This is a genomic window from Parasphingorhabdus sp. (assembly GCF_965233695.1).
In the GTDB taxonomy this organism is placed as follows: domain Bacteria; phylum Pseudomonadota; class Alphaproteobacteria; order Sphingomonadales; family Sphingomonadaceae; genus Parasphingorhabdus.
In genome coordinates, this window is the sequence record NZ_OZ247497.1 from 2,393,176 (window position 1) to 2,419,206 (window position 26,031).

The 26,031-nt window shown below is 50.4% G+C and carries 28 protein-coding genes and 1 pseudogene; 24 read left to right on the forward strand and 5 right to left on the reverse strand.

Annotated elements, in window-relative coordinates; genetic code table 11:
• The first annotated feature begins 10 nt into the window (after nt 1–10).
• The 16 genes and pseudogenes from ACO6S1_RS11395 (at nt 11) to ACO6S1_RS11470 (ending at nt 12,490) form a co-directional block, all read left to right on the forward strand.
• Complete coding sequence (locus ACO6S1_RS11395; RefSeq protein WP_422342821.1) at nt 11–1,240, forward strand: DUF3422 family protein; 1,230 nt, start codon at nt 11–13, stop codon at nt 1,238–1,240.
• 4 nt (nt 1,241–1,244) lie between these two features.
• Nucleotides 1,245–1,550, forward strand: coding sequence for a hypothetical protein (locus ACO6S1_RS11400; RefSeq protein WP_422342822.1), 306 nt, complete (start codon nt 1,245–1,247; stop codon nt 1,548–1,550).
• 123 nt (nt 1,551–1,673) lie between these two features.
• Nucleotides 1,674–2,675, forward strand: a complete 1,002-nt coding sequence (locus ACO6S1_RS11405; protein WP_422342823.1) for a hypothetical protein — start codon at nt 1,674–1,676, stop codon at nt 2,673–2,675.
• Between the two features lie 25 nt (nt 2,676–2,700).
• Nucleotides 2,701–2,901: a hypothetical protein gene (locus tag ACO6S1_RS11410; RefSeq protein ID WP_422342824.1), complete on the forward strand. Its 201-nt coding sequence runs from the start codon at nt 2,701–2,703 to the stop codon at nt 2,899–2,901.
• Between the two features lies 1 nt (nt 2,902).
• Nucleotides 2,903–3,124: a hypothetical protein gene (locus tag ACO6S1_RS11415; protein ID WP_422342825.1), complete on the forward strand. Its 222-nt coding sequence runs from the start codon at nt 2,903–2,905 to the stop codon at nt 3,122–3,124.
• A gap of 5 nt (nt 3,125–3,129) precedes the next feature.
• Nucleotides 3,130–3,990: a NifU family protein gene (locus tag ACO6S1_RS11420; protein ID WP_422342826.1), complete on the forward strand. Its 861-nt coding sequence runs from the start codon at nt 3,130–3,132 to the stop codon at nt 3,988–3,990.
• Nucleotides 3,987–4,211 (forward strand): annotated as a pseudogene (locus tag ACO6S1_RS11425) (hypothetical protein); the annotation flags it as partial. The gene ACO6S1_RS11420 and the pseudogene ACO6S1_RS11425, both read left to right, overlap by 4 nt.
• A 210-nt stretch (nt 4,212–4,421) precedes the next feature.
• A complete protein-coding gene (locus ACO6S1_RS11430; RefSeq protein ID WP_422346279.1) occupies nt 4,422–5,165 on the forward strand; it encodes a hypothetical protein in 744 nt (247 codons plus the stop codon).
• Nucleotides 5,162–7,567: a carbamoyltransferase HypF gene (hypF, locus tag ACO6S1_RS11435; RefSeq protein ID WP_422342827.1), complete on the forward strand. Its 2,406-nt coding sequence runs from the start codon at nt 5,162–5,164 to the stop codon at nt 7,565–7,567. Before ACO6S1_RS11430 ends, hypF begins: the two co-directional genes overlap by 4 nt.
• A gap of 50 nt (nt 7,568–7,617) precedes the next feature.
• The gene (locus tag ACO6S1_RS11440; RefSeq protein ID WP_422342828.1) at nt 7,618–7,854 is read left to right on the forward strand and encodes a HypC/HybG/HupF family hydrogenase formation chaperone; all 237 of its coding nucleotides are present in this window, start codon (nt 7,618–7,620) and stop codon (nt 7,852–7,854) included.
• Nucleotides 7,851–8,996, forward strand: a complete 1,146-nt coding sequence (gene hypD / locus ACO6S1_RS11445; RefSeq protein ID WP_422342829.1) for a hydrogenase formation protein HypD — start codon at nt 7,851–7,853, stop codon at nt 8,994–8,996. Before ACO6S1_RS11440 ends, hypD begins: the two co-directional genes overlap by 4 nt.
• Nucleotides 8,993–10,051 (forward strand): hydrogenase expression/formation protein HypE, encoded by a 1,059-nt coding sequence (gene hypE, locus ACO6S1_RS11450; protein WP_422342830.1) that lies wholly within the window; start codon nt 8,993–8,995, stop codon nt 10,049–10,051. Before hypD ends, hypE begins: the two co-directional genes overlap by 4 nt.
• Nucleotides 10,052–10,075: 24 nt before the next feature.
• On the forward strand, nt 10,076–10,780 hold the full coding sequence (locus ACO6S1_RS11455) for a high frequency lysogenization protein HflD (protein WP_422346180.1): 705 nt from the start codon (nt 10,076–10,078) through the stop codon (nt 10,778–10,780).
• Nucleotides 10,780–11,022, forward strand: coding sequence for a hydrogenase maturation nickel metallochaperone HypA (locus tag ACO6S1_RS11460; protein WP_422342831.1), 243 nt, complete (start codon nt 10,780–10,782; stop codon nt 11,020–11,022). Before ACO6S1_RS11455 ends, ACO6S1_RS11460 begins: the two co-directional genes overlap by 1 nt.
• Before the next feature lie 38 nt (nt 11,023–11,060).
• Nucleotides 11,061–11,879 (forward strand): hydrogenase nickel incorporation protein HypB, encoded by an 819-nt coding sequence (gene hypB, locus ACO6S1_RS11465; protein ID WP_422342832.1) that lies wholly within the window; start codon nt 11,061–11,063, stop codon nt 11,877–11,879.
• Between the two features lie 269 nt (nt 11,880–12,148).
• The gene (locus ACO6S1_RS11470) at nt 12,149–12,490 is read left to right on the forward strand and encodes a hypothetical protein (protein WP_422342833.1); all 342 of its coding nucleotides are present in this window, start codon (nt 12,149–12,151) and stop codon (nt 12,488–12,490) included.
• Between the two features lie 93 nt (nt 12,491–12,583).
• Here the strand turns inward: ACO6S1_RS11470 and ACO6S1_RS11475 are convergent, their stop codons facing one another.
• Nucleotides 12,584–13,771 carry a WG repeat-containing protein gene (locus ACO6S1_RS11475; RefSeq protein ID WP_422342834.1) on the reverse strand — a complete coding sequence of 396 codons (1,188 nt, stop codon included), beginning with the start codon at nt 13,769–13,771 and terminating at the stop codon, nt 12,584–12,586.
• A gap of 663 nt (nt 13,772–14,434) precedes the next feature.
• Here ACO6S1_RS11475 and ACO6S1_RS11480 point away from each other — a divergent pair.
• Nucleotides 14,435–14,824 carry a single-stranded DNA-binding protein gene (locus tag ACO6S1_RS11480; RefSeq protein ID WP_422342835.1) on the forward strand — a complete coding sequence of 130 codons (390 nt, stop codon included), beginning with the start codon at nt 14,435–14,437 and terminating at the stop codon, nt 14,822–14,824.
• A gap of 86 nt (nt 14,825–14,910) precedes the next feature.
• Here ACO6S1_RS11480 and ACO6S1_RS11485 read toward each other — a convergent pair whose 3' ends face one another.
• Complete coding sequence (locus ACO6S1_RS11485) at nt 14,911–15,156, reverse strand: DUF6437 family protein (protein ID WP_422342836.1); 246 nt, start codon at nt 15,154–15,156, stop codon at nt 14,911–14,913.
• Nucleotides 15,157–15,499: 343 nt separating this feature from the next.
• Here ACO6S1_RS11485 and ACO6S1_RS11490 point away from each other — a divergent pair, with 343 nt between their 5' ends.
• The 4 genes from ACO6S1_RS11490 (at nt 15,500) to mobF (ending at nt 21,920) form a co-directional block, all read left to right on the forward strand.
• Nucleotides 15,500–15,721, forward strand: coding sequence for a hypothetical protein (locus tag ACO6S1_RS11490; RefSeq protein WP_422342837.1), 222 nt, complete (start codon nt 15,500–15,502; stop codon nt 15,719–15,721).
• A gap of 649 nt (nt 15,722–16,370) precedes the next feature.
• Nucleotides 16,371–16,703: a hypothetical protein gene (locus tag ACO6S1_RS11495; protein WP_422342838.1), complete on the forward strand. Its 333-nt coding sequence runs from the start codon at nt 16,371–16,373 to the stop codon at nt 16,701–16,703.
• A complete protein-coding gene (locus ACO6S1_RS11500; protein WP_422342839.1) occupies nt 16,693–18,948 on the forward strand; it encodes a type IV secretion system DNA-binding domain-containing protein in 2,256 nt (751 codons plus the stop codon). The genes ACO6S1_RS11495 and ACO6S1_RS11500 overlap by 11 nt, the downstream gene beginning before the upstream one ends.
• A gap of 44 nt (nt 18,949–18,992) precedes the next feature.
• On the forward strand, nt 18,993–21,920 hold the full coding sequence (gene mobF, locus ACO6S1_RS11505) for a MobF family relaxase (protein WP_422342840.1): 2,928 nt from the start codon (nt 18,993–18,995) through the stop codon (nt 21,918–21,920).
• A 24-nt stretch (nt 21,921–21,944) separates the two neighbouring features.
• Here mobF and ACO6S1_RS11510 read toward each other — a convergent pair whose 3' ends face one another.
• Entirely contained in the window at nt 21,945–22,580 is a 636-nt protein-coding gene (locus ACO6S1_RS11510; RefSeq protein WP_422342841.1) for a S24 family peptidase, read from the reverse strand.
• Between the two features lie 445 nt (nt 22,581–23,025).
• Between ACO6S1_RS11510 and ACO6S1_RS11515 the strand changes: the two genes are divergently transcribed.
• Nucleotides 23,026–23,925 (forward strand): DNA-processing protein DprA, encoded by a 900-nt coding sequence (locus ACO6S1_RS11515; RefSeq protein WP_422342842.1) that lies wholly within the window; start codon nt 23,026–23,028, stop codon nt 23,923–23,925.
• The gene (locus tag ACO6S1_RS11520) at nt 23,918–24,553 is read left to right on the forward strand and encodes a hypothetical protein (protein WP_422342843.1); all 636 of its coding nucleotides are present in this window, start codon (nt 23,918–23,920) and stop codon (nt 24,551–24,553) included. Before ACO6S1_RS11515 ends, ACO6S1_RS11520 begins: the two co-directional genes overlap by 8 nt.
• Nucleotides 24,554–24,705: 152 nt before the next feature.
• Here the strand turns inward: ACO6S1_RS11520 and ACO6S1_RS11525 are convergent, their stop codons facing one another.
• Together ACO6S1_RS11525 and ACO6S1_RS11530 are read right to left on the reverse strand one after the other, a co-directional pair.
• Nucleotides 24,706–25,281, reverse strand: a complete 576-nt coding sequence (locus tag ACO6S1_RS11525) for an excalibur calcium-binding domain-containing protein (protein ID WP_422342844.1) — start codon at nt 25,279–25,281, stop codon at nt 24,706–24,708.
• Entirely contained in the window at nt 25,211–25,615 is a 405-nt protein-coding gene (locus ACO6S1_RS11530; RefSeq protein WP_422342845.1) for a thermonuclease family protein, read from the reverse strand. The genes ACO6S1_RS11525 and ACO6S1_RS11530 overlap by 71 nt, the downstream gene beginning before the upstream one ends.
• Nucleotides 25,616–25,814: 199 nt before the next feature.
• Between ACO6S1_RS11530 and ACO6S1_RS11535 the strand changes: the two genes are divergently transcribed.
• Nucleotides 25,815–26,030: a hypothetical protein gene (locus tag ACO6S1_RS11535; RefSeq protein ID WP_422342846.1), complete on the forward strand. Its 216-nt coding sequence runs from the start codon at nt 25,815–25,817 to the stop codon at nt 26,028–26,030.
• The last annotated feature ends 1 nt before the right edge of the window (nt 26,031 follow it).

Sequence of the window (26,031 nt, forward strand, 5' to 3'; positions counted from 1 at the left end):
AGCTCCATAAGTGAATTCCCCAATCATAGAACAGCATAGCGACTGGGCCGCCATCGAAGCGGAGTCTCATTCACGTCCGCCCTTGGATATAGATTTATCCAACGCCCAGGTCTGGTGTTGGTCGCTACAAGAAAGGGATGAAAAACCGAATGTTTGGCCAGATATATTTGATCCCTCAAAACGTCATCAGATCATCAAACTGGATGATGGTATTCTGAGATTTGAAAGGCATACTGAATTTGTTTCCATAACCTATGTTGGAAAATCCGTTCCGTCTTCACGAATTCTTGATGTTATCGGCTCCTGTCCCGCCCGGCAGCTATCGGGCATTAAGATTATATTGTCGAGTAAACCAAAGTCGGATGTGACGCATATTTTTGGAGAGCAACGCCTATTTGGTGGAAATATTTTTTTTGATGGCGTTGTTGTCACGACCTCTTTCCGTACCGACGATGATGGTCTGGTCCCTTATTTTGTTACCGGAGAATTTGACGACGGATTTGGACGCGGCCGCCTTGTCAAACGCCTTATTGACCTAGAGATATATCGTATAATTTCCCTACTCACATTGCCTCTTGTGCGGAATGCGTCCAAGTCTCTGCAGGAGCTTGAACGTCGAGCTGAGAAAGCGATACTGGGTTTGTCCGTCGCTGATCGCATTGCCCTGGGAAATTCGATAGAAAGCTTAGCGGGGATTCTTGCCGATGTGGGCGCTATTCAATCACGGACACGGTATCGAATTGCCGCCTCTAATGCCTATTACGATATTGTGAATGCCAGACTTGATAGTCTGAAGGAGGTCCCATTGGGACAGCGGCAAACTTTGCGCGGCTTTATTGAGCATCGACTTGCTCCGGCCATCGCAACAATACAGGCCTTTGATCGCCGCACAGAACAAATTTCCGGTACAGTCAGATCGGCGATGGAACTGGCGCGGACCCAACTTGAGCAAATATTACAAGCCCAAAATCAAAGGCTATTGACCTCAATGGAACGTCGTGCACGCCAACAGATACACTTGGCCCAAGCTGTAGAGGGATTATCTGTAGCTGCAATCTCATACTATGGAATAGGTCTGGTTAGCTATGTCCTAAAAGGTCTACCGGATTTTGGAGTGGAAGACACCTCGATTGTTGCACTTGCTGTGCCGGTCGTCATTTTGATTTCCGTTATTTTTACACGCCGAGCCCGACGCCACATTCCGAAAATAGCAATGGAAAACTCCATTTTGAAGGAATAATCTGATGAGCGCAGAAATCTCGATTAGGCGGGGGTCAATTTATGTACCTGCTGATGTTTACGAGCTATATTTCCCGGAGATTGAAGCCATTATTGCGATCATTCGTGATGGTGTACTACAAATCATGCCTGTTCAACATGTCAGTGCTGGCGGATGCCTTTTGAAAATTAGGAATGCTCACGGGGACCGGGTTGCCGCGGCGCAGGATGTCTTTGTTGCCAATGACCTTGGAGAATGGTCATGCGATAATCTCAAGGTCGAATGGGACCAATCCCAAGCCGCTCTCGTTTGTGCTATTCCAAGCACATAAGTGCAAACTTTCTTTACATAATGATTATTATGTAGACGAATCGCTTTTACGGTGTTTATGATCTGTCCCTAAACAATGACAAGAGGCCGAGTATAACGGCCTTACCGAGAGGGATAGCAAAGAATGGCGGATCGTTCGCAGGAAGAGGCCACTGCAGCCCGCGAAGCGGTGCTGACGGCGACCGCGAGCGAAGCGGAAAAGGCTGAAATGCTCATGGAAATTGCCATGGGTATGCAGCAAAAGCCAAAATCACTCGATGACTTAATGGAGGCGATTACGCTTTACCAAGACGCCGTCGAACTTTGCCCATCAACTGATTCGCTTCTTTCCGCCCGTATAATGGCAAGAATGGCGACCGCCCAAATGTCAGTACCTGCCGACACTCCAGAGCATCTCGATGCAGCGCGTAATTCAATGCATGCTGCATTGGAGGTATTGCGCCTGGAAGGTAAACCTGAAGAAATTGCGGAAGCTGAAATGAATTTGGGGCTAATTCTGCAAAACTTGGCGGCTTACAACCGTGCGCCAATTACAGACTCCATATCTGCATATCAACGGTCGCTTCGCACATTTAATGCTGCAAAACATCCCGCTGAATTCGCCATTCTACAGAATAATCTTGCGACAGCCTTTATGTCCATTCCGTTTACCGATGAACGTTCCAAGATGAGGGAAGCTCTGGCGGTTCAGGCTTTTGAAGAAGGCCTGAAAGTAGTTAATATTGTCGATAACCCGAGCGAATATGCGATGTTGCAAAATAATTTGGGAAACGCCCTGCAATATGCGTCATCGAGTCATCGGGTCGAGAACGGTTTTCGCGCATTAGAGGCTTATGAAGAAGCGCTGAGAGTGAGAACTTCTACCGATACACCAGCGGAATATGCCAACACGATATCAAACAAGGCAAATTGTCATTCCAATTTACCCGATGATCCGGCGGACCCTGATGGCGGGAATCCGGAAAATCTACAGCAGGCAATCCGCCTTTATCGCGAAGCGCGTTCTATTTTTAGCAAAATTGGTGACATTCAAAAAGTGGAGGCCGTGAGCGGCGCTTTGACCGAATTAGAAACAGAAGCGTTTGGAAGTGCACAGCCCCTTCGAGATGTAAATACGCTAAACTAATATCAATCAAAATGAAGAGGAATTTATGGCTTCAATATTTCTAATGGCCCTGCTTGCAGGCATTTTCACAGCATTGGTTGCTGGAATGATATCTGGCATAATTATCGGTAAGGAAGCACTCGGCCTTGAAATGGCTTCTAGCATGGGCGGACTCTATGGCGTGCTCGGCGGCACGGCGGCTTCGCTTGTCGGTTTGCTTGTATTAACTGTCATTCAAGGAGCGTAACATGTTTTCAACGATTGTGGATTCAATGAAGCTCTTTTTTGCTGGCCGATTATTTGCAAACTACGGTGAAGTGTTTACCCGCGCTATTCTCGCTACCGTTGTCGGAGCGGCTGTAACCGTTGGCGTGGGCATTGTTACGTCGACATTACTCGCGGCGATAGCGGGAGGAGCTGTTGGCGGATTTATGCTACCAATCCTGTACAAAAATCTGAAATACAGATAGCTCAAGTGAGCAATTCCCCCTCCCATTCAGACGATCGAGATCTGCCATCGCTGCTTAGCGACATATCCGCACTCGAACAGCTTGCGAGTGAATGGCCTGAAGCACAGCGCAATGCTGCACATGCGTGGGGGGAGGCCATTGACGCGTTAAACGCAGCCGCGTTTAAGCGGCTCATAAAGTCTCTGAAAGAAGTTCCCGAATTTGGCCCTGCCTTGAAGACGGCTGCCGCAGATGAAATCGTGTATACGGTCTTGCGACGTCATGGAATTTTAAAGGCAACTTTATTCGAGCGCGTAGAAGAGGCCCTGGAATCTATTCGCCCGATGCTTGCCAGTCACGGAGGGGATGTAGAACTTGTTTCGGTTGAGTTACCGAGAGTGACGGTCAGATTTTTGGGAGCTTGTGATGGATGTCCGGCTTCTGCTCTAACCTTCTATTCCGGTGTAAAGGCTGCGATCCAAAATTTCGTCCCCGAGGCCACGGAAATCAAACAAGCTAAAGGTCTGGGCGGCGGTGACGGAGTTCAATTTGTGTCTCCATTTGCTTCTTTCCAAAAGGATGGTTGGACAGAGACCCTTGAGTTGAAAGAACTACCTGATGGCACCACGCAAGTGCTGGACATCAACCAGGAATCGGTTCTGCTTTCAAGGTTTGGTGATAAGGTCACATGTTTTAGCAACAGCTGCGCCCATATGGGCATGCGGCTGGATGATGGTGTTATCGAAGAGGGGCTTATTACTTGCCCGTTCCACGGGTTTAGATATTCGCTAGAAAGCGGAGAATGTCTGACGGCGCCGGAAGTTCAACTGCAGCCACATGGTGTGCGGGTTACAAAGAATATCATTGAAGTGCGGTTGACGACATGAATGCGGTAAAAGTATCCCTTTCGCCATCGGTAAAGGCGCCCGGCTCTGAAACGCTGGGCGCAGATTTACTCTCACGTGAAGGACCTATCGTCATTTTAGGCTGGGATGAAACGTCATTTGCCGTTTCAAATGCACCATCACCCAGCGTCTTGTTTGGCCCCAGAGGTGCTTGCATAATATCCGATGGGTCGTTTTGGGTGGCAGACACAGGCCATCACCGGCTTTTGGGGTGGCGGAGTATCCCTATCGCAGACAATCAACCCGCAGACATAGTTATCGGTCAACACGACTTTTTTTCTGAAGGCCGAAATGCAAAAGGCCCGGCCTCTGCGTCAACAATGAATGTCCCAACAGGTATCAGTCCATGGGGCGAGGGATTGGCCGTGGCGGATGCTTGGAACCACCGCATTCTTCTTTGGAAGACGACACCAATGCGTAACAATCAACCAGCAGATATTGTTCTTGGTCAAACAAATGCCGAAAATACGTTGGCAAATCACGGCAAGGATAGCCCCTCGGCAACATCCTTGAATTGGTCATATGGCGTAAATGAGATCAATGGGCATCTAGTGGTGAGTGATTGCGGCAATCGGCGCGTTATGATCTGGAATAATCCAACTGAAACAGGCCAAGCCGCTGATCTGGTCTTAGGGCAGCCCAATTTCGACAAGCGCGATGAAAATGCTGGCGAAGATATAAGCGCAGTGGGGATGCGCTGGCCGCATGGTGCAACCTATTGGCAAGGCCATTTTGCCGTCACCGATGCGGGTAATAACCGAATTATGCTATGGAACGGCATGCCTTCGCACAACGGACAAGCCTGTGATGCGGTGCTCGGCCAAAACAATTTTACTGCCGGTGATCATAATCGCCAAGGCTATTATCCCGATGCTGGGGCCGTTAATATGCCTTATGCCGTCGCAGTGCAGGACGAACATCTCCTCGTCGCGGATACCGCCAATTCCCGTCTTTTAGGTTGGACGAATCTTGCAACTGGTTCGAAGGCGGATACGCTAACCGGTCAACCCGATTTTGCCTCCAAAGGCGACAATGGTTGGGGCATAGCTCAGCGCAAAAGCGTGTGTTGGCCCTATGGTTTGACTTGCCGGGACGGCGTAGCCGTTGTCGCTGATAGCGGCAATAACCGCATACTATTGTGGCCAGTTAGCTCATGACAACGCTGCAAACTCGACCGTGTCCAGTTTCCGCCGTCGGTGCGGAAACTATCAGAATTTCCGGGCAGGTCCAAGGTGTAGGCTTCCGTCCAATGGTATGGAAGCTAGCAACGCAATTTGGATTGAAGGGAGACGTCTGCAATACTGCGAACGGCGTGGATATCCGACTATGGGGCCGTGATATTGACGCCTTTCTGGAAGCTCTGCCTGAGGCTCTGTCGCCCTTGGCCAAGATCGACAATTTGTCACGGGCTCCGCTGGATGGAATGCCGCCTGAGGATTTTCAAATCAACCCCACGGTCGGCGGCGATATGCAGGTGGCTATCACACCTGATGCCGCGAGTTGCGCAGAATGCAATGCAGAAAGCATTGACGCTTTCCAGCGACGCTATCGTTATCCGTTCACAAACTGCACAAATTGTGGGCCGCGCTTTTCAATCATCAATAGCGCACCATATGATCGGGCAAAAACCAGCATGCGTGCGTTCGAAATGTGCACAGATTGTCGCTTGGAATATGAAAATCCATCGGACAGACGTATGCATGCGCAGCCCATTGCCTGTCATGTTTGCGGACCAAAAGCCTGGATCGAAAAATTGGGTGAAGGTGTCGTCAATTGTGAAGCATTTTCAATGATGGATGATGTTGACGCGGTCGGCGGCATGCTCATGATGGGACATATTGTTGCCATCAAAGGGATAGGAGGTGTTCACCTAGCTTGCGATGCGACCAAACCCGAAAGCGTGGAGCGCCTGCGCGCGCAGAAAGGCCGTAAAGATAAAGCTTTTGCTTTGATGGCCAAAAATGTCGACGTTATCCGTCACTATTGTGATGTGAGTGAAGCTGAAGAGGCCTTATTGACCTCGATAGAGGCTCCGATCGTTTTGCTTAAAGCTAAACCCAATAGCCTGCCCGACGTCGTCGCGCCGGGGCTTGGTTACCTTGGCTTCATGCTACCTTATACGCCGCTGCATCATCTGATGTTCCGCCGAATGAAACGCCCGATCATAATGACCTCGGGAAATAGATCCGGCGCCCCGCAATGCCTGACAAATGATGCTGTCAGGTCCAGTTTATCCGATATCGCTGATTTCGCCTGTTTGCACGACCGGGATATTGTGAACCGTGTCGATGACAGTGTGGCAAATATTGTTGACGGAAAGGTCAGATTGTTAAGGCGCGCGCGCGGCTACGCACCCCGCGCGATAGCGCTGCCTGATGGTTTTACAGGCGACTTAAATGTTCTTGCATTGGGTGGTGACTACAAAAACACCTTCTGTATGATCAAAGAACACGAAGCGATATTGAGCCAGCATCTGGGTGATTTGGAATATCCTTCAACCCGGGATGAAGCGGACCGGAATTTGAAGCTATATCAAAAGCTATTTGAGCATACTCCCAAAGCCATCGCTGTTGACGCTCACCCAGGATTCGCATCGACTCAATTGGGACAAGCCATCGCAGGCGATGGCAACCTTCCACTTGTTCCAGTGCAGCATCACCATGCCCATTTGGCGTCTTGCATGGCAGAAAACAATTGGCCGTTAAACGGTGACCGGGTTTTGGGCGTTGCGCTTGATGGTACTGGCTGGGGCCCAGATGGCACGGTTTGGGGCGGAGAGTTCCTAGCCTGTGATTATCGCTCCTATGAACGCCTCGGGAAATTTAAACCTGTCTCTTTGCCGGGTGGTGAGCAGGCGGTGCGCCAACCCTGGCGTAATGCCTATGCACACATCTCTGCCGAAATGGGGTGGCCCGAATTCACTATGAATTTTGCGGATCTTGATATTTTCCAATATTTGAATGACGCACCGCGTGAGACGCTGGATGCCATGATCTTAAATCAAACGCATAGTCCTTTAGCATCATCATGTGGGCGTTTGTTCGATGCGGCTGCAGCCGTTTCCGGTGTTTTACGAGAAACACAGACTTATGAAGGTCAGGCAGCGATGTTGTTTGAAGCGGCACTCAATCATGAGGCTCTAAAAGAGCCCGATACTCTCAACTATCCGTTCTCCATACCGCTAAGCAAGGATAGTGATACACCCTATGTCGAACCTTTGGGGATGTGGAGAGCCATGCTTGGCGATATGACCGTTGGCACAGATATTGGAGTGATTTCGGCGCGTTTTCACAAAGGCTTGGCTGCAGTGATCGTCCGAATGGTCGAAAAATTATCCGGCCCTACCCATGAATTTCAAACCATCGCGCTGAGCGGAGGCTGTTTCCAGAATAAAGTACTCTTTGAACTGGTTCATACCGCTCTCAAAGCCAAAGGTTACAATGTCCTGAGCCACAAAAAAGTCCCCGCAAATGATGGGGGATTATCATTGGGTCAGGCTGTTATCGCAGCCGCATCATTTCAGGATGAAGCTGAAAAAGGAGAAACGTTATGTGCTTAGGTATTCCCGGACAGATAATTTCAATTTCCGATCCAGTTAAAAAACTAGGCTTGATCGACGTTTCCGGTGTTCAGCGCCAAGTCAATCTTGCCTGCATTATGCCAGAAGATGGGAATATCGAATCCTTGATCGGGGAGTGGGCACTTATCCATGTCGGTTTTGCAATGAGCCGTATTGATGAAGCCGAGGCGGCGAAAACGATGGAAGTTCTGCTGATGTTGGGCGAAGCTCAAGAAGAAATTGAAGCGATGCGCCAATCACAATCCGCCATGGGGGAAAGCGCATGAAATATACCGATGAGTTTCGTGATCCTGTTGCAGCGAGAGGTGTTCTTGCGGCGATAGAACGTGTTGTAGATGAAATTGGCGCAACTCCAGAAAAACCAATTCATATCATGGAAATATGTGGCGGGCACACCCATGCAATATTCAGATATGGCTTGGATAAATTAACACCCACAGCGCTTGAATTTATCCACGGGCCTGGCTGTCCGGTTTGCGTTCTTCCCATGTCACGTGTCGATGACTGCATCGAACTGGCTGAACGACCCGAGGTAATTTTTGCAACTTTTGGTGACGCCATGCGTGTACCCGGGACAAAAAAATCCCTGCTACAAGCAAAGGCAGAAGGCGCGGATATAAGAATGGTCTATTCTCCGCTCGATGCTTTGGAACTTGCCCGCCGCCACCCGGATCGGGAAGTTGTTTTCTTCGCGCTTGGTTTTGAGACAACGACGCCATCCACCGCTCTATGTGCTCAACAAGCCTTGGCGGAAGACCTGACCAATTTCTCCCTGTTTTGTAATCACATTACAGTTCCAGAACCCATCAAGGCTCTATTGGAAGACCCCTATATGACCCTTGATGGTTTTGTTGGGCCAGGACACGTTTCTATGGTGATAGGTGTTGAACCGTATCGCTTCATTGCGCGTGACTACAATAAACCCATTGTAGTCGCGGGATTTGAGCCGTTGGACCTTTTGCAATCAGTCTTGATGGTACTCGAACAGATTCGGGATGGTCGCGCCGATGTAGAAAATCAATATTCGCGGATTGTACCAGATAATGGCAATCCTGTGTCAATCGCGGCGTGCGCCGATGTGTATGAGCGCCGGGAAGCTTTTGAGTGGAGGGGCCTTGGAGAGATTGACAAATCCGGCTTGAAAATGCGCGAAAAATATCAAGCGTTTGACGCTGAGCGAAAGTTCGAAATGGGCTATGGTCGGCCCCGCGCAAAACATGAAGACCCAGAAGGTTGCGAATGTGGCACTGTAATGACAGGCCGGATCAAACCGCAGCAGTGCCCGCAATTTGGCAAAGGATGTACGCCTGACCGCCCATTGGGAGCTCTAATGGTATCTTCCGAAGGGGCTTGTGCTGCCTATTATCAATATGGCGGTGTGCGGACACAATTGGAGCCTGCTGAATGAATAAAGCTGCCACATTGTTACGCACTTCAAAGCGGGTTTTTCGCGCCGAGCATGTAACGATGGCCCATGGCGGCGGTGGCAGCGCGATGCGCGATCTGATTGATGATGTATTCATTTCTGTTTTTCAACCTGACAGTCTTGAGGACCAGGCGCGATTGACGGAGGATGCGTTATCAGAACCAGGCGCGAAATTGGCCTTCACAACCGATGGGTTTGTTGTTGACCCAGTTGAATTTCCAGGGGGAGACATTGGCAAACTTGCGATTTGTGGAACAGTCAATGATTTGGCTGTCGGTGGCGCACGGCCCCTATGGTTATCAGTTGGCTTCATTATCGAGGAAGGCACAGAAGTCGCTCTATTGCGCCGCATTGTTGCGACAATGAAATCAATGGCCGATGAAATTGGCGTGAAAATCGTGACTGGCGATACAAAGGTTGTTGAGCGCGGAAGTGCAGATAAAGTTTTCATCACGACTTCTGGCATAGGGGTCATCCCGCCGCATCGAAATCTCTCTGCAAATTCTGTTCAGCCAGGCGATGCTGTAATTGTGAACGGATATCTCGGTGATCATGGTGCCGCTATTATGGCCGCGCGAGGCGATTTGGCTCTAGTAACAACAGTAGAGTCAGACTGCCAATCCTTGTCTGCATTGATGGAAACCATCGTAGATACTGTTCCGACAACACGGTGTGCTCGTGATGCGACACGCGGTGGGGCGGCGTCGGTTCTCAACGAAATTGCGGAAGATTCAGGCACGCATATCGTTATTGACGAAACAAAATTCCCGATCCGTAAGGAAGTAAAAGGTATTTGTGAAATTCTCGGACTTGATCCGCTTTATCTTGCAAATGAAGGAACGTTGGTTGTGTTTGTTCCGGGGCCAGAGGCGCAAAAAGCAATAGAAGCGATGCAGTCGCTTCCTGCAGGCCGCGAATCAAAGATAATTGGACATGTTAAATCAGGGACGCCGGGGAGGGTGGAGATGACGACGGTGTTTGGCGGAGCCAGGATTGTCGACATGCTGGTCGGTGATCAGTTGCCACGTATTTGTTAGGAGGTTGATATAACAGGATTTCTCATTCTCGGTTTTCTAATTGGCATGAGCCATGCGCTTGAAGCAGACCATCTTGCGGCCATCAGTACCATGATGTCTGATTCAAAAGGATCCAAAAAAAGGCTAGCGTTCCGCGGCGCTGCTTGGGGACTTGGGCACACAGTTACATTATCTGCCATTTGCGTAGCGGTCATACTTTTTGGCGCGACCCTAACGGAGAGAATGACCGCTGTTTTAGAATTTAGTGTTGGGATGATGTTGATAATATTGGGATTGGATGTCTACCGGCGTTTTAGAAAGGCAAAACTTCATTTCCACGGGCATCAACATGATGGCGGGCCGAGGCATGTCCATGTCCACTCCCACAAAGACGCGAAAGTAGCTCATGTTTCCGACCCGCACCGGCACAACCACCCGCATGGCTTTCCGCTTAAGGCGTTTTCTATAGGCCTCGTTCATGGGGCTGCTGGTTCAGCAGGTCTTTTGGCGCTAGCTGTTGCTGCCACTCAGAACGTTGGTAGTGCGATGTTATATGTTCTGGCTTTTGGGGTTGGCTCTATTTTGGGCATGGCAGCTCTGACATATACCGTAGCTTGGCCTCTGGCATGGGTTGAAAAGGGTATGAATTGGATGCACACAGCGCTAACTGTGTCTGCTGCAGGACTAGCCATAGCTATTGGAGGCCTTATTCTGATTGAAACCAGTCCTGTGGCCTGGGGAGCAGGATAATGCACGAATTGGGTCTAACCAAAAATATCATAACGATTGTCACCGAGCATGCGAAGGGTTGTAAAGTAAAGCGAGTGAGCCTTTCGGTTGGCCCGCAAGCTGGCGTTGAGACGAGGGCTTTGGAATTTTGTTTCGATGTTGTCGCGGCGGGAACGGTTGTTGAGAATGCTACATTGGAAATTCTACCTGCATCAGGCGATACATTTTTGATCAAAGAATTTGAAACGGAGGAGGCGGCATAATGTGTGGAACTTGTGGATGTAGCGATACCGCGAATGCGGTGAAGATTACCGATATTTCAACCGGTGCAACGCAGACGGTGAGAAAAGGATCGATCCTGAATACCCCGGAGGTGAACCATGACCACCATGCCCATGATCACGATACTCATGACGATGAACACCATCATCACGACGGCGATGATCAACCTCATATGCATGGCCCCGGAGGAGAGATTATAAGTCTAGAGACAGCCATTTTGCAGAAGAACGATCAAATAGCTGAGAGAAACCGTGGTTGGTTTGAAGGGCGCGGCGTATTGGCCCTTAATCTGGTGAGCTCGCCCGGAGCGGGAAAAACAACCTTGTTGGAAGCTACGATCAAAGCGTTGAAAAACGATGTTGGAATTTCGGTTATCGAAGGTGACCAGATGACAACAAATGATGCAGAACGAATTCGGAATGCGGGGGCCAAAGCTATACAGATAAATACTGGTGCGGGGTGTCACCTCGAGGCTGATATGGTCTCCGATGCCGTTAAGACACTGGACCCCGATACAGGTTCAATATTGTTCATTGAAAACGTCGGAAATTTGGTGTGCCCTGCTATGTTTGATCTGGGTGAACATATGAAAGTTGCGATTATCTCAACGACAGAAGGGGAAGATAAACCTCTAAAGTATCCACATATGTTCCAGGCTTCGGAACTTGTGATCGTCAACAAGATGGATTTGGCTCCGCATGTCGATTTTGATGAAAAAGTTTGTCTGAAAAATATCAAATCCGTGAATCCAAACGCGGATATTTTGTTGTTATCTGCGAAATCGAAAGATGGATTGGATCAATGGTTGGGTTACTTGGAGAATCAACTCAGCGTTTAATATCTGCGGATTATCCGTTTTTGAGATATGAACCAATCAAGCGAATCAAATTGCTACCATCAAATCCTGACGTTCGCTTTCCAGATAAAGCGGAATCCGCAGGAAGGTCCGATATTGAGGCGCGAAGCAGTCATGGCCTTTTGAGTGCGAATTGTGCGTACAATCTGACATTGATATTTCGCTTCAAAACCCAAATGGTGTCAAATGCGAAGTTGAAGTCCATTGTCTTCAAAGGCTATTCAGTTCAAGAAGCTTAGGAAGGGCACTAAATGAATATACTATTGCCAATGGCACTCTCTACCGCTGCTGCCTTTTTCAACATTTCGGCTACCGGACCATCCAAGAGCGACACCGAGCTTTGCATTATGTATCATCAAGTGCAGTTTGGAAAACTGAGCACTCAGGATGCTGAGCAGGCTGACAGACACTCATTGCTGGTTCAGAAATGGTCAGATCATGCCATAGCAAACTTGGCTATGTCGGCAGAGGAAACGGCGGACATAATTACCGATGCCCTGTTTGTGACAATGTCCGAACCAAAATGGGATGATGGAAAATTTCTTTCAGCTACAGGTAAGAAGTGCGCTGCATTGGAAGCGAACTTTCAATAGCTACGAACGACCGGTCAGGGATAAGATAGCTTTGTCCTAGACCATTTTCACCGGGGTTGAAAAAGTAGCTGGTTTCGAAAATGGTAGCATATCTTACTGCTGCTGGTTTTTCCAATTGGCAATGATCTGTACATATTCCTTTTCTCTAATCGCCTTTGGCAGTGCCATCACGCGAGCGACGCCATCTTTGAAGGGGGAGGCATCGTTCAAAATTGGTGGGATCACATATCGACCGTTCGCGTCGATATAACCCCTAAGATACTCTTTGGCTGGCCCCACATCGGCAAGGCCTTCTGAAAAATCTGGACCAAAATAGGTGCCACTGCCGCCACCGGGGAAGGTCGGAGGAATAGCAATGTTTCCGGCTTTATCAAGGAAGCCCCATTTTCCATTTTCCTGGAAAGAGATCAGACCGCTATGAATGCCTGTACCGGTTTTTCGGTAAGATAGTTGGAACACAATCTGGCCGCTTTGATCGATCACAGCGCGCTGTTCCTTGCCACTTTCGTTTCTATAGGCGATCCTTGCAAAACCTTCCGAAAAGGAACCGGCAGCGGAAAATTTTGGTGGAATGACAGTTTTGCCTGTCCGGTCAATATAGCCATATTCCTTCCCAATCTTCGCCGGGATTAGACCCTGTTCACCAATACTGAACGACAATCCATATTTGTCGTCAAAATTGAATGGGATGGCCATAGCACCATCACTTCCCAGAAATCCCGCCTTGTTCTGCCGTACAACCTTGGCAAGTCCCCGGTTGAATTCGCCGCACTTGTCATAGCTTTGGTCATTGATCCGGCGACCCTGTGCGTCAAAATAGACGCAACCCTTCCGGTCAGGATACTTGGCGATTGAGATATCGCTTTCGCTTTGAACAATCTTGATTTCATAGAAATCAAACTGCGTCAGCAATTGTCCTTGTTTGTCGATAACTGCATAGCGCGTGCTTTTGTCCACCTTTTTGGACACCACCCATGCATCGCCTGATGGAAACCGGTCAACGATTTCCGCATCCTTGATGGCGAGCGTCGGATGAGGGACAGCCGTGTTGGTCTTGTCAATAAATGTCCAGTTGTCGCTCTTGTTCCGCTTGACGCGGGCAACGCCGTTTATGAAATGATCGGCAACCTCATATTGCGCTTCGATAATAAACGTACCGGTCTTGTCGATATATCCGTATTTCATTTGCTCCATAAGATTCAATCTGTCCTGAAGCGGATCAGCCGCCGCAGCATTCAAACCGAAAAAAAGCAGTACGGGTATCAAGACAAACTTGTGCATCGATTCAAGCTCCTTTTAGAAATTCGAGCATAGCGAGAAAATTTCCTAACGCCATAAAAGTATTTTAGGGAAAATTCTCCGGTAACCGCTTAGTCCGCTCATGGGACAATGCTGGACCCATCAAAACGTCTTATATTGGGGCGCAATGCGGACATACCGGCGAAAGCTGTCAGGTACCTGCCTGTGGTGAGCAGATCGATTGCTGTTCTAACCGTCAGTCGGGATTGTGAAAGGGCCATCAAATTTGTTTCCCGCGAAGGGAACAGCAGCGCAACCGAAAGAAACCTCGTAGCATTTTCATCCGTATAACTTGCCCACGTAGCGGGTGAAGTATCCGCCGATGGTCAATTGGCCCGCAGTCTGGTGGCTTTATGAGGCATGCGAATAACAGCACCAAAGCACGAACTCGTCAGTTCTCCTGAAATGGCAATCAACCGAGAGCCAATTCGGCTTTTTCGCGAACCTTCCTGAACCAGGTCAGCAGCATAGCAACCGGCTTTGTTACCGGCCGTGTTGCACCTTTCAGGTGCTGCCCGCACCACCCGGACAAAGCCGGTTTCCCTCCGGCGCTAAAGCGCCTGCGGTGCAATGCTGCTTCTCCTGTTTCTCATCGTCAGTTCGCAAGCCGGAATGGTCCGGTTTGAGAATATCAGGAGAAATATCATGACGAACATTACACTTTTGGTTGGACGTGTTACCCGCGAACCGGAAAGCCGGGACACAAACGGCGGAACAACAGTAACCAACCTTTCCGTTGTCACCGACCGTCCCGCCCGCAACAGCGAAGGCAAGACCTACAAGGACGACAATGGCTATACGGTCAAGGATTCAGAATTCCACCGCGTCACCTGCTTCAACGGGCTTGGCAAAAATGTGGCCCAATACTGCACCAAGGGCCAGATGGTTTCGATCGAAGGCCGTATCCACTACACTCAGTGGGAAGATGGTGAAGGTATCAAACGCTACGGCTGCGAAATCCTTGCCGACAAGGTGGACTTTCTTACTCGCGGAGCGTCCCAGGACAACAAGGGTGCACCTGATATCGATGAGTGATTAGCAATCCTCATCGTCAATCATTCAGGCCTCGCCGGTTTCCCTGCGGGGCCTTTTCTTTGTTACTGCGTCGTTAGAAGAATAGACTACTTGGTTGCCAGATGATTTGAAATTCCAAGCTGTTCTAGCGCCTGTTCTTCGCCCATTTTGCCCAGCGCCAACCCAATCTGTTTGAGATGCTTCGCGCCGAAGCTTTCCACGCCCGTTCCCAACAGTACCCGGCCGAGTTCGGTTGCTGCTTTCGTTTCCAGTTCGCGCTGTCTTTGATTGAGTTTTTCGCGGTCGGTTTCGAGTTTCTTGAGAGCGGCTATTGCGCCTGTTTTGCGTGTCATGTGAACATCCATTTCTTGTCTTTAACGATCTCCCTGCGCCGCTGTGCTGACATAAGAATATGCCTGTAGGAAAGCGCATATTTGCGCAGTCCGTACCAGTCGTATCTGCGGATAGGAGGGTCTTGCTCACTTGTGCGTCTGAGGATGATGCGCGGGATGCTACCGCGTCAAGGACGACGGGGCCCCACCATTTTATTGGCGCTGCGGCTGCGCCTCCGCACCAATAAAATCGTTTCCCCCATCGCCGCTGGTGCGGTCGCCTTTGCAAGGCGATCCCTGACCCGACAACCTCCCACGCATCTTTTGACTTCCTGTCAATTTTGGCAAATTTCAGGAGGTAGTTATGACTCAGGTTTTGGAAAGCAATTACGATTCACAAAGCTATTTTGCAGCGGTTGAAACAGCAGAGAGGCGGGCACTGCACAGCTTCTTTGACCAGCATGTAATCGAGGATGACGAACAGGGATATGTGGCGCTGGATGAAGGTGATTACAATGCGCTGCCAACATGGGCCTTAAACCGCGTGGTACACACCGTGCACGGGGCGCTTCTTGATGAATTTTGAACGCTAGGCAGGGGCCGGTGGCGGTCTCTGCCTATTTTTTTGTTCGCATGATTAACTAGCTATCGAGGCGATTCTATACAATCATACAGACCCGACAAGGCGTAGGAGATTCGGGCAAACAAATTCAGTTTTCCGTATCGATCTCGGCCATTTTGCGACCCGGGCCGGTATTGATACGGGACACACCAAGACCGGGTGTAACAGGGCAATGGATCCTCCCATCCGTTGCCCTTTTTTGTTGCTTGCCTAGCGACCTGTTCTTTCTTTCTTTGCTTTAGATGAGCGCTGATGACAATCATCAGCGCGCGTTTTTATGGTCTATCCATGAGCCATAACGCCTCATGAAAGTATCGAGAAAATCATCTGGATAACTGCTGCCGAGCTGGGAACAAAAGAGAGTACACCGGACGCAGCTCACTGCCTTGGATATATCTTTCTATTTCAATCATTTAAGTCCCAAAATCGACCGATGTAATAGACAAATCCTCTAAGACTTGATGGGTTTTTGCCAAGTCTCACTCCAATCACATCGCTATAACTTATTGATAAATAGGATAATATAACCGATTGACTTAGACTTGTTCACGATTTATTCTAATTGGGCTTTTCGAAGGGTGAACCAGGTTCTTGAACGTCAAGGAACCTGAGTATGACCAACCATATTTGTTTACAAACCTATCTTTCTTATCCGCTTGCACAGTGGGTAAGATCGGAAGCTGACGATCACGGAGAATGTGTCAGCGTCTTCATTCGCGATCTTGTCATGGCGGCATATATTACGCAGGAGGGAGCTGGCAGCGGCGCGTTAAACGATCTCGATCATGCCCGCGAAATTATATTTTCTTCCGTCGCGCTTGATGCCATTTTAACCGCTCATCCCGACAGTTCGCTCCGGCAAAAAACCCATGCAGCATATGCCCGGCGCCTGGAACGATTGGGACTGGTACCAGCCTCTTTAAATGGAGGCGGCGATGAAGCGTAATCTCGTCAATTTTACGCGTGGCAGTCAGTTGCTCGGACATTTTGGATTCATGTTCGCAAGCGGTCTTAAAGCACCCCTCATTATCGCCGCAATGCTTCTGGTAGGCATGTCCTATTGGCAGGTGACATCCGGTCTTAGCGACAATCAGCAATATCTCGTTGGCATGAACCTCTATGCCTCTCTTTACGGGTTTATGGAGTTTGAACCCGCCAAGCCGATTAATCTCGATCTTGCGGGCGGCGGAAGCATTGAGATGGCAATTTCTGCGGTCCAGAATTTCCCTCCCGTTGTTCGCGCAATGGAGGCATTATGGACATCGTTCCGTACGGCCTTGGCCATCTCAGCTTTGTTGTTCTTACCTGCGTTCGCCTTGTTCTACTGGGTTGCAGAATATTTTGGCGGCCGGTCGAAAGAAAGCAAACATGAACGCGGCGCGCAGCTTGCTTCGTTGCCCGAACTCGAAGCCGAAATCACGCGCCACAATGCGTCTGAACAAGGCCGCGAATTGAAAAAAGAACTCGGTTGGCGCTGGCGACTCGCTGGTCAGAAACAGCTTGCGGCAGCGGGCTTTTACAAGCCCTCCAAACTTGCATCTGTCAGCTACCCTTGGCGTCTTGAACAAAGCCATGCCATGCTCATCGGGACAACCGGTACCGGTAAAACCGTAGCGCTATTGGAGATGATAGACGAGGCCCGCAAGAAGGGGCAGCGCGCGGTCATATTCGATTTGACCGGCGCCTTTATCGAACATTTTTATGACCCCTCGCGCGATGTCATATTAAACCCGCTCGATGCGCGCTGTCCGCAGTGGAGCGTGTTCAATGATTGCAGCGGTATCGCTGAATTCCATAGCGCGGCTGAAGCGCTTGTGCCGCAAGATGGCGGGGGCGATGACCAGTTCTGGGTTATCGGTGCGCGCTCGGTATTTGTACAATCCTGCATGCAGCTTTTGAAGGCGGGTACGCCGACCAATGAGGCACTCGCCCAAAAGCTCATTACCGCCGATCTAACCGATGTACATAAGCTTTTGAAAGGTACTGTTGCTGAGCAATTGACCGCGCCAAAGGCGGCGCGCATGGCAACATCGATCCGGGCTGTACTCAATGCAAATGCGGAGGCGTTGATGCTACTTCCCAAGCGCGGCCCTGAGTTCTCAATCCGCGATTGGGTAACGGGTGAATGCGAACCCGGCGGGATCATTTTTATATCCGCACGCTATGTCGATATGAGCATCTGTTCTAAGCTGCTGACCTTGTGGATGAACACAGCGATGAATACGCTTATGTCGATGAACCGGACGTCCGAATTGCGCGTATGGTTCATGATCGATGAGCTCGGCGCATTGCACCGTTTGCCGGCGCTGGAAAAAGGACTGCAAACGGCCCGTAATTTTGGCGGTGCCATCGTCACTGGTATCCATGCCTTTGCCAAACTCAAGGAGGTGTACGGGGAAAATATGGCAATGACCTTGTCGTCATTGGCGCGCACCAAATTGATCCTTGCGACGGCTGACCGGGAAACGGCAACATGGTGTTCCGATTTTATCGGTCACCGGCAAATACGCGACATGGAAGAAGGCTATAGCTATGGTTACAATAACGCCCGCGATGCGGTTAGCCTGACGCCCAAAAGGCAGGTCGAACCGCTGCTGCTGCCCGACCAGTTTATGAACTTGCCGCGCCTTAACGGCTACATCAAGTTCCCCGATGGTTTTCCCGCTGCTCCGGTTAACCTGGTTCCGCAATCCTGGCCCAGCAAGGCCGAAGGATTTATCGCGCGGGCATTTGATGAACCAGATGAACCGGCAGACGAAACCCCGTCTCCTTCAAAGCGTGATCAGGGAAGTGATAGCGCCGCTGCCACTGAGGCGCAGCGCGGAGCCGACGGCGATGATAATGAAGAAGGCGTGAAACAGTCGGAGTCCACCCAGCAAGAGTTGGCGTTCGATGAAGTTTCGGAAATCGCGGATGCTCAGCTAACCAGCGAACCTGCTCCGGAATTGCTCAAAGGCAGTGCTGTGGATCCGGTTGCTGATGCACCTCAGAACCCGAGGGATGAAGACGAATTAGCGCAGTCATTCGATTCCAAGGACGACAAGTTGCGGCGCTCCGATCTACCTGATCCGTCTGACCCGGTAAACAAAAGCCGCATAATCAGCAACCCGGCCCGCGATGCTGGCCGCGATCTGCGTGAAGGCGCGGTACGCGATGAGCCAGACCGCGATATCGGCGATTATGATATGTGAAACCTGCGCGGTGGAGGGCGCGCCCAAATGATAGGAACTGACCTATGCTCTCCGCCTCCAATGTCCGGTCTGCGGGCGGTGCCGCGAACTATTTTGCAGCGGATAATTATTATACCAAATCCGATGCTGATCGATCCGGTGAGTGGATTGGTGGTGGGGCGGAGCGGCTAGGGCTTCGAGGTCAGGTCGAAGCGCCCGCCTTCGAGGCCCTGCTGCGCGGCGAATTGCCAAATGGCGAGCGTGTGGGCAGCGATAAACAATATCACCGCGCCGGAACTGATCTCACTTTCTCGCTACCAAAAAGCTGGTCGCTGCTCGCTCTGGTTGGCGGCGATAAACGGCTCATTGATGCGTACAAATCAGCTGTTACCGAAACCCTGCAATGGGCCGAAAAAAATATCGCAGAGACACGGGTTTTTTCTCGCGGCAAGGTCAAGGCCGTTGGCACGGGCAATCTCGCGATCGGTCTGTTTCAGCACGATACCAATCGCAATCAGGAACCCAATGTTCATTTTCATGCGGTTGTCGCCAATGTGACGCAAGGCCCGGACGCAAAATGGCGAGCGCTTCACAATGATAAACTATGGTCCAATAATACGCTTCTCAACAGCATCGCTATGGCGCGTTTTAGACTCGAGGTGGAAAAACTGGGTTATCAGCCCGCCCGGCAGGGCAAGCATGGTAATTTTGAAGCAGCAGGCATATCGCGCGATGCGGTCATGGCCTTCTCTACGCGCCGCGAGGAGGTGCTCGACGCCCGGCGCGGTCCGGGAATGGAAGCTGGCAAGATTGCCGCCCTTGCAACCCGCGCGCCCAAAGAAACCATCAAGGACAGGGATGCGCTGTCCGCAACCTGGCAAGACGCCGCACAGGCGATGGACCTGGACCTTGGCCGCCTGATCGAAAAAGCAAATATGCGTGCGGCGGGCTTGGGTATCGACAAAAACCCGGGTCTGTCGCTGACACAAAAGGGAATGAACTTCCTTCGCGCTTTTGCCGAAAGGCTCCACGGATATGCTGCAAAGCCTTCCGCCGATCCTTTGGTACCAGCGCATATCCTGAATAAACCCTGCGAAGAGATAGCCGCTGCGCAGGCGGTCGCTTCAGCCATTCGTCATCTCGGGCAGCGCGAAGCCGCATTTGGGATCCACGAGGTTTATAAAACCGCTCTCGATTTTGGCCTCCCCACATCCATTGCTAATGTCGAACGCCGGGTCAGGGCGCTTGTCAGAGAGGGCGAACTTGTTCGTGCCAAAGGACGCGACCGCGATTTTGTTACCACCCGTGATGCATTGCAGATCGAAGACCGTATAATTGGTCAGGTAGAAGCAGGCAGAGCCAAGACAGAACCGGTTTTGGCCTCTGGGTTGGCAGGCGAGCAGTTGCAGGCTGTCGCGGGCCTTAATTTTGGAATGACACTCAACAAAGGCCAGGAATCGGCCGGGCGAATGATTTTATCATCGTCCAATCGCACCCTCGCGGTCCAGGGCATTGCAGGGGCTGGCAAGAGCAGTCTTCTCAAACCCGTCTCGCAGCTTCTTGGCGAGAACGGCAAAACGGTTCTGGGTCTCGCGGTGCAGAATACGTTGGTGCAAATGCTCGAACGCGATACCGGGATTACGTCGATGACTTTGGCGCGGTTCATTGGAAGCCACAAGAAAATCCTCGAGGCTGACTCTAGCAAGAAAGAAATTCTGGAAGCCAAAGCTGCCATGAAAAATCATGTGCTGGTGCTCGACGAAGCCTCGATGGTCTCCAATGTCGAAAAGGAAAAGCTCATTCGGCTTGCCAACCTGCTGGAGGTGGAACGTCTGGTGATGATCGGTGACAAAAAGCAGCTTGGCGCCGTTGATGCCGGAAAGCCTTTTGCTCTGGTGCAGTCTGCGAGCATTGATACCGCCAAGATGATCACCAATTTGCGCGCGCGCGACAAGACGCTGCGCCGCGCGCAATATTCAGCCCAGGCTGGCAAAATTGGCGAGGCTATGTCCTATTTGAAAGATCATATTGTCGAGACCTCAGAAGGCAGCGCGCTTGTTGCTGCCGAACGCTGGCTCGCATTGCCGCCTGCGGAACGCCAAGCTACCGCAATCTACGCATCCGGACGGGCACTGCGCACAGCGGTCAATGAAGCGGTCCAGACTGGCCTTAAAGCAAACGGCGAACTGGGAAAGCGCAGACTGAAACTGGAGACGTATAACCGCGTCAACAGCACCCGCGAGGAACTGCGCTATGTGCACAGCTATAAACCCGGCATGATGATCGAACTTAAAACAGCCGATCGCAGTCAGCGCCTCGGCAAGGGACAATATCATGTCGTTTCGGTCAATGAGCGCACAAAACAGCTTGTTCTGAAGGATCGAATGGGAAGGGGGCAAAGCTTTCAGGTGAGCAAGCTGCGCGCAAATGCTAACGAGGATCAAATCGCTCTATATGAAAAGAAACAGCTCGCAATTTTTGCTGGCGATAAAATCCGCTGGACTGACAGCGATCATAAGCGCGGGCTATTTAACGCCGATCAGGCGAAGATCACGGCAATTGATGACAAACATGTCAGCCTCCAAACATCGTCCGGTATCGAACATCGGCTCTCCCATGATGATCCGATGCTCAAACGCATTGATCTGGCCTACGCGCTCAATGCCCATATGGCGCAGGGGCTAACCTCGGATCGCGGGATTGCCGTGATGGATAGCCGCGAGCGCAATCTTTCCAACAAGCAGACCTTTCTGGTCACAATCACACGTCTCCGCGATGGATTGACCCTCATCGTTGATAATCGCGAGAAACTGGAAGCGGTGGTTGAGAAGAATGACGGCGCAAAAACATCAGCGCTCGAAGTGACGGCGCGTCTCGGCAAAGCTGCTGCCGCCGGACTTGCGAAAGGGCAGGAAATGGCGCTCAAAGAACCGCAAAAGGACCAGCGAGAACTGGAGAAAGAACATAGCAAGCCGCTGGACATGGGGATTTAAATGGGTTCAGCAGCGATCTGCTGATTAAAGCGCGCGACCAAACCAGAGTACGCGGCCAGCAATATGGATTGTACCGCGATCAACATCATTCCATGTCGGATAGGTTGGATTGTCGCTGGAAATGCTCACAAACTTGCTATCGGGTCGTAGCGCAATACGTTTAACCATAAGCGTGTCATCGACCCGGACCACATAAATGCCGTCTCGCAGCCGCGAGCCATAATCGGATGCATCAACCAGAACGTCATCACCATCGGACAGCGTTGGCTCCATGGAATCCCCGATCACGCGGATCACCGAAAGACTGGCACCTTTAGCGGGCGTTAATCTGCGTAGCCAGCGCTCGTCAAAGGAAAAGCGGGTTTCCTTGTCCTCACTTGTTGCTAGTGCGCCATATCCGGCAGAGGCATTGACATCCAGAACAGGGACTTCCACCATACCGTCGGTGTCCTTGGGGGCTGGCCCGCCCAACAACTGCTCATCTATTCCGTAAAAACTGGCAAGCGCCCGTCTGTCATCGGGATCAAGCTTGCGCGGGCTTCCGCGTTTGATGAACTGCTGGATATAGGCAGCGTTACGGCCAAGCATTTTTGAAAGGCCGGAATAATCGTCTCCGTTTTGCCGGATCAGGCGTTCCAGTATTTCTCTTACATCATCCATCTTTTGTGCCTTTCGAACCCGTAATAGGATTTATCCTAGACAATAAGCAAACTTCCTACTAGGAACAAATCAAGAACACAAGTGATTTATGATTCGAGGTGGCGATGAAACTGCTGGAACGTATCGAAAAACATCTGAGGGACACCCACATGTCGCCGTCGCGCTTTGGAAGGCGGGCAGTAGGGGATCCGAGGTTTGTCGTGGACTTGAGGGCAGGACGGAGACCGAGGCTGAGGACGTTGAAGAAGGTCGAATTTTATCTGGAAAAACTTGAGTAGCACTCCGGGAGAAGTTGCAACGACAATAGTCGTTATCTCCTCGGCATTTGCATTTGTTCACTTAATGTTCTATATAATGTTATCCCGAAATCGATGTCCGAACGCAAATCCCGCAAGCGTTGCGTGGCGACAGTGATTATTGTAACGTTGAGTATGAGGATTCGATAATGAGTTTGGCGATAAAAACGGAAGACGGCCCCGCTGTATCTCCGATTGAACCAAAGCTGGAGATAGGCGCTTACGAAGCATTGTGGATCGAAAAAGGCGCTACTTTCAAAAGATTAGCTGACCGATTTCGTGCAGATCCAACTGCATTACCGTCTGATTTCGTTGAGCCTAATGTCGCCAGAAAATGCGTGGATAAGGTATTTGATCAACTTCGGAATACAAACGTCAGAAACTTTGGAATCCGGATCAATCACGCGGGAGACTATCCATTCAGCCTAAGGGATGCAAAGCACCCAATTGAGGTGCTTTATTTCCAAGGTACATGGGAATTATCGGAGACGCGAAGTGTAGCGATTGTTGGTAGTCGAGAAGCGAGTGACCTCGGTTTGCGACGAGCGGCCAAGATCGCAAAAATACTCGTGAAGAATGGCGTAACAGTAGTGTCCGGTTTAGCAAAGGGAATCGACAAAGCTGCGCTGGACGCGGCTATCGAGATCAATGGGAATGTGATCGCCGTGATTGGAACTCCTTTGGGAGTCTATTATCCAAAGGAAAACGCACAGTTGCAGGATCTGATAGCGCGCGACCACCTGCTAATATCACAAGTGCCATTTTTGAGGTACCACCGGCAAGATTATCGGCAAAATCGAGCATTTTTCCCTGAGAGAAATGCAACGATGAGCGCGCTGACGGAAGCAACCATAATTGTCGAAGCTGGAGACACGTCTGGCACCCTAACTCAGGCAAAAGCAGCTCTTTTTCAAGGTCGGAAGTTGCTGATTCTGGAATCATGCTTCGAACGGACGGACATTACCTGGCCTGCAAAGTTCGAGGCATTGGGTGCCATCAGGATCAAGGAACCTGAAGATATTTGGGCGGCGTTAGAAAAAGGTGATTAGACTAACCCGAATTGATGAAAGCAATATCGGTGATCATGTCAGGCTTAATGCTAACGACGAATGCTATTTTCTGTACGAATACACCAGTGGCAAAAATTACAGCTACAGTAAGACCAATCAACTGATTTCCAATCTGAAAAAGTCACCAAACTGTCCAGCTGCCCAACGCCGATATAAAGTTCAGGCAATCAATCAATGCGCTGCAGCTCTTCGTCTGGGGTTGAACGCGGGATGGCTACAAGGAGCCGTCCTCGTTCCCATCCCCGGCTCGAAAGCGATCGATCATGCTGAATTTGACAATCGAATGACGCTTGTTTGTCAGAGAATTGGCGCAACACACGACACTATTGAGTTGGTTACCCAGCAAACCTCAACCGATGCTGCGCATGTAGCCGGTGGGCATAGAGTTGACGTGAATGATCTGTTAGCAATCTATGAGATCAATCCGCCCGACCCATCTTTCAGCCCAACAAAAATCGCAATCGTCGATGATGTTCTAACAGCTGGCACACATTATCGTGCAATGCACACCATCCTATCTCAACATTATCCTACAGCCCAAATAATCGGTGTTTTTATCGCTCGCCGTGTGTTCCCACCTGACCAAACCGGACTGGGATTTATTTGAACATTTATACCTCGCGATACTTGCTCGCATTGAGTGAAAACGTTTGAATCCGTTGGCGAATGCCAACCATTTGATTGAATCTCAGTCTTAAAACATGCAAAATTCCAAATAACCACAACTGATTTGCAGCTATTTTGAACACTCTACTAAGGTTAGCAAATACTCTCGCACGGCACGCCGTCACCGTCCCCATCTAGGCGGCCCAGACCGCAATTGTTGAGATAGTGATAGGCCTCGTTGCAACTATTCATCTGCCCGCATTTCCACTTGCCGCCGCATGATCGGCTGGACTGTGGAGGCGCATTATAGAGCCGGGAAGGTGCTGAATATTCTCGCTTCTGGACTACAGGAGCTGGCTCGGGCTTTTCTTCACTCAAGAAACGCGAAGAAATCCAGCAGCTCGATTGCGGAATTTCCGACCAGCCTGAATCGGTGTTGGATACGGACAATGCCTCAGCATAGCCGAACGAATTAATTTTCCGATGGTAAGTGCTCGGTCCCGATCTGCAGTTTACCGAGCTGGCGGTTACATACATGGTTATTGGGTCAATATCTTCTATCTCGCCATCCAAGTTTCGGTCCAGCAGCGATGACGTTGTCTGGGGCGCTGTCTGGAGGTAGTCACTATCGGAATCTGGGGGATCGTCGGAACATTGTTCAATCAGAAGAAGACCCAAAACAATGGCGATAGCCCATCCGCATCCATTGTTTTGACTGCCTTCTTTCATGTCCAACAAACAAGCCTTTCAGCTTTCCGGCTCCGTCTGAACGGCAAGTCATTGTTGGACCGGAAACCAGGATATGGCCTTCCTTCAATTTTCCTTTGGGTTTGCCAACCAGTTTTACAAGCGCATCCCTTGCAGAAATCCCGCTAGCCTTAGGACATGGATGACCATTGGAACATGACCCGTCCATCTCGCGGGATGCGATGCCGGATAAGCGCACCCTTGGTCCCTCTGCACACCAGATCGGACCATCGCCATCCCAGACACGAACAGGCGTACATTCAAAGGTTTCACCAGCAGCGACGATGCTTGCGCCAAGTAAAAGTAGTTCAATCAACTCCAGGTGTCTCCGTCGCGGCGCTCAAAGGTAGGTAAGATTCTGGACAATGAGGCGATTGACCGCAATCTCAAGCCTCATTTCGTTGTTGGCCGCTTTTGCACAGTGTTTTTCAAAATGACTATCCACTCGTTTTCGGTTATGCCCAAGAGAAGAGGGTGCTTGGTCCTTTCTGAACCGAGAACTTGGAGTAGGAAAAATGACCGAGGACAAAAAACCACAATCTGGCGATCAGCAAAACTGGCCTGGCCTGTCCGAAGTCGACAAGGCTCTCGCAGAAAACCGCCTCACCGCTTATACTTGGAAAAAAACCTGGGCAGACCCGTGGGGTCGTTTGAAGCTAGTTACCATTTTCATTGGACTCATTGGATTCGCGATTTTTGTGGCGATATATGACGGGTTGATCAAAATTTAGT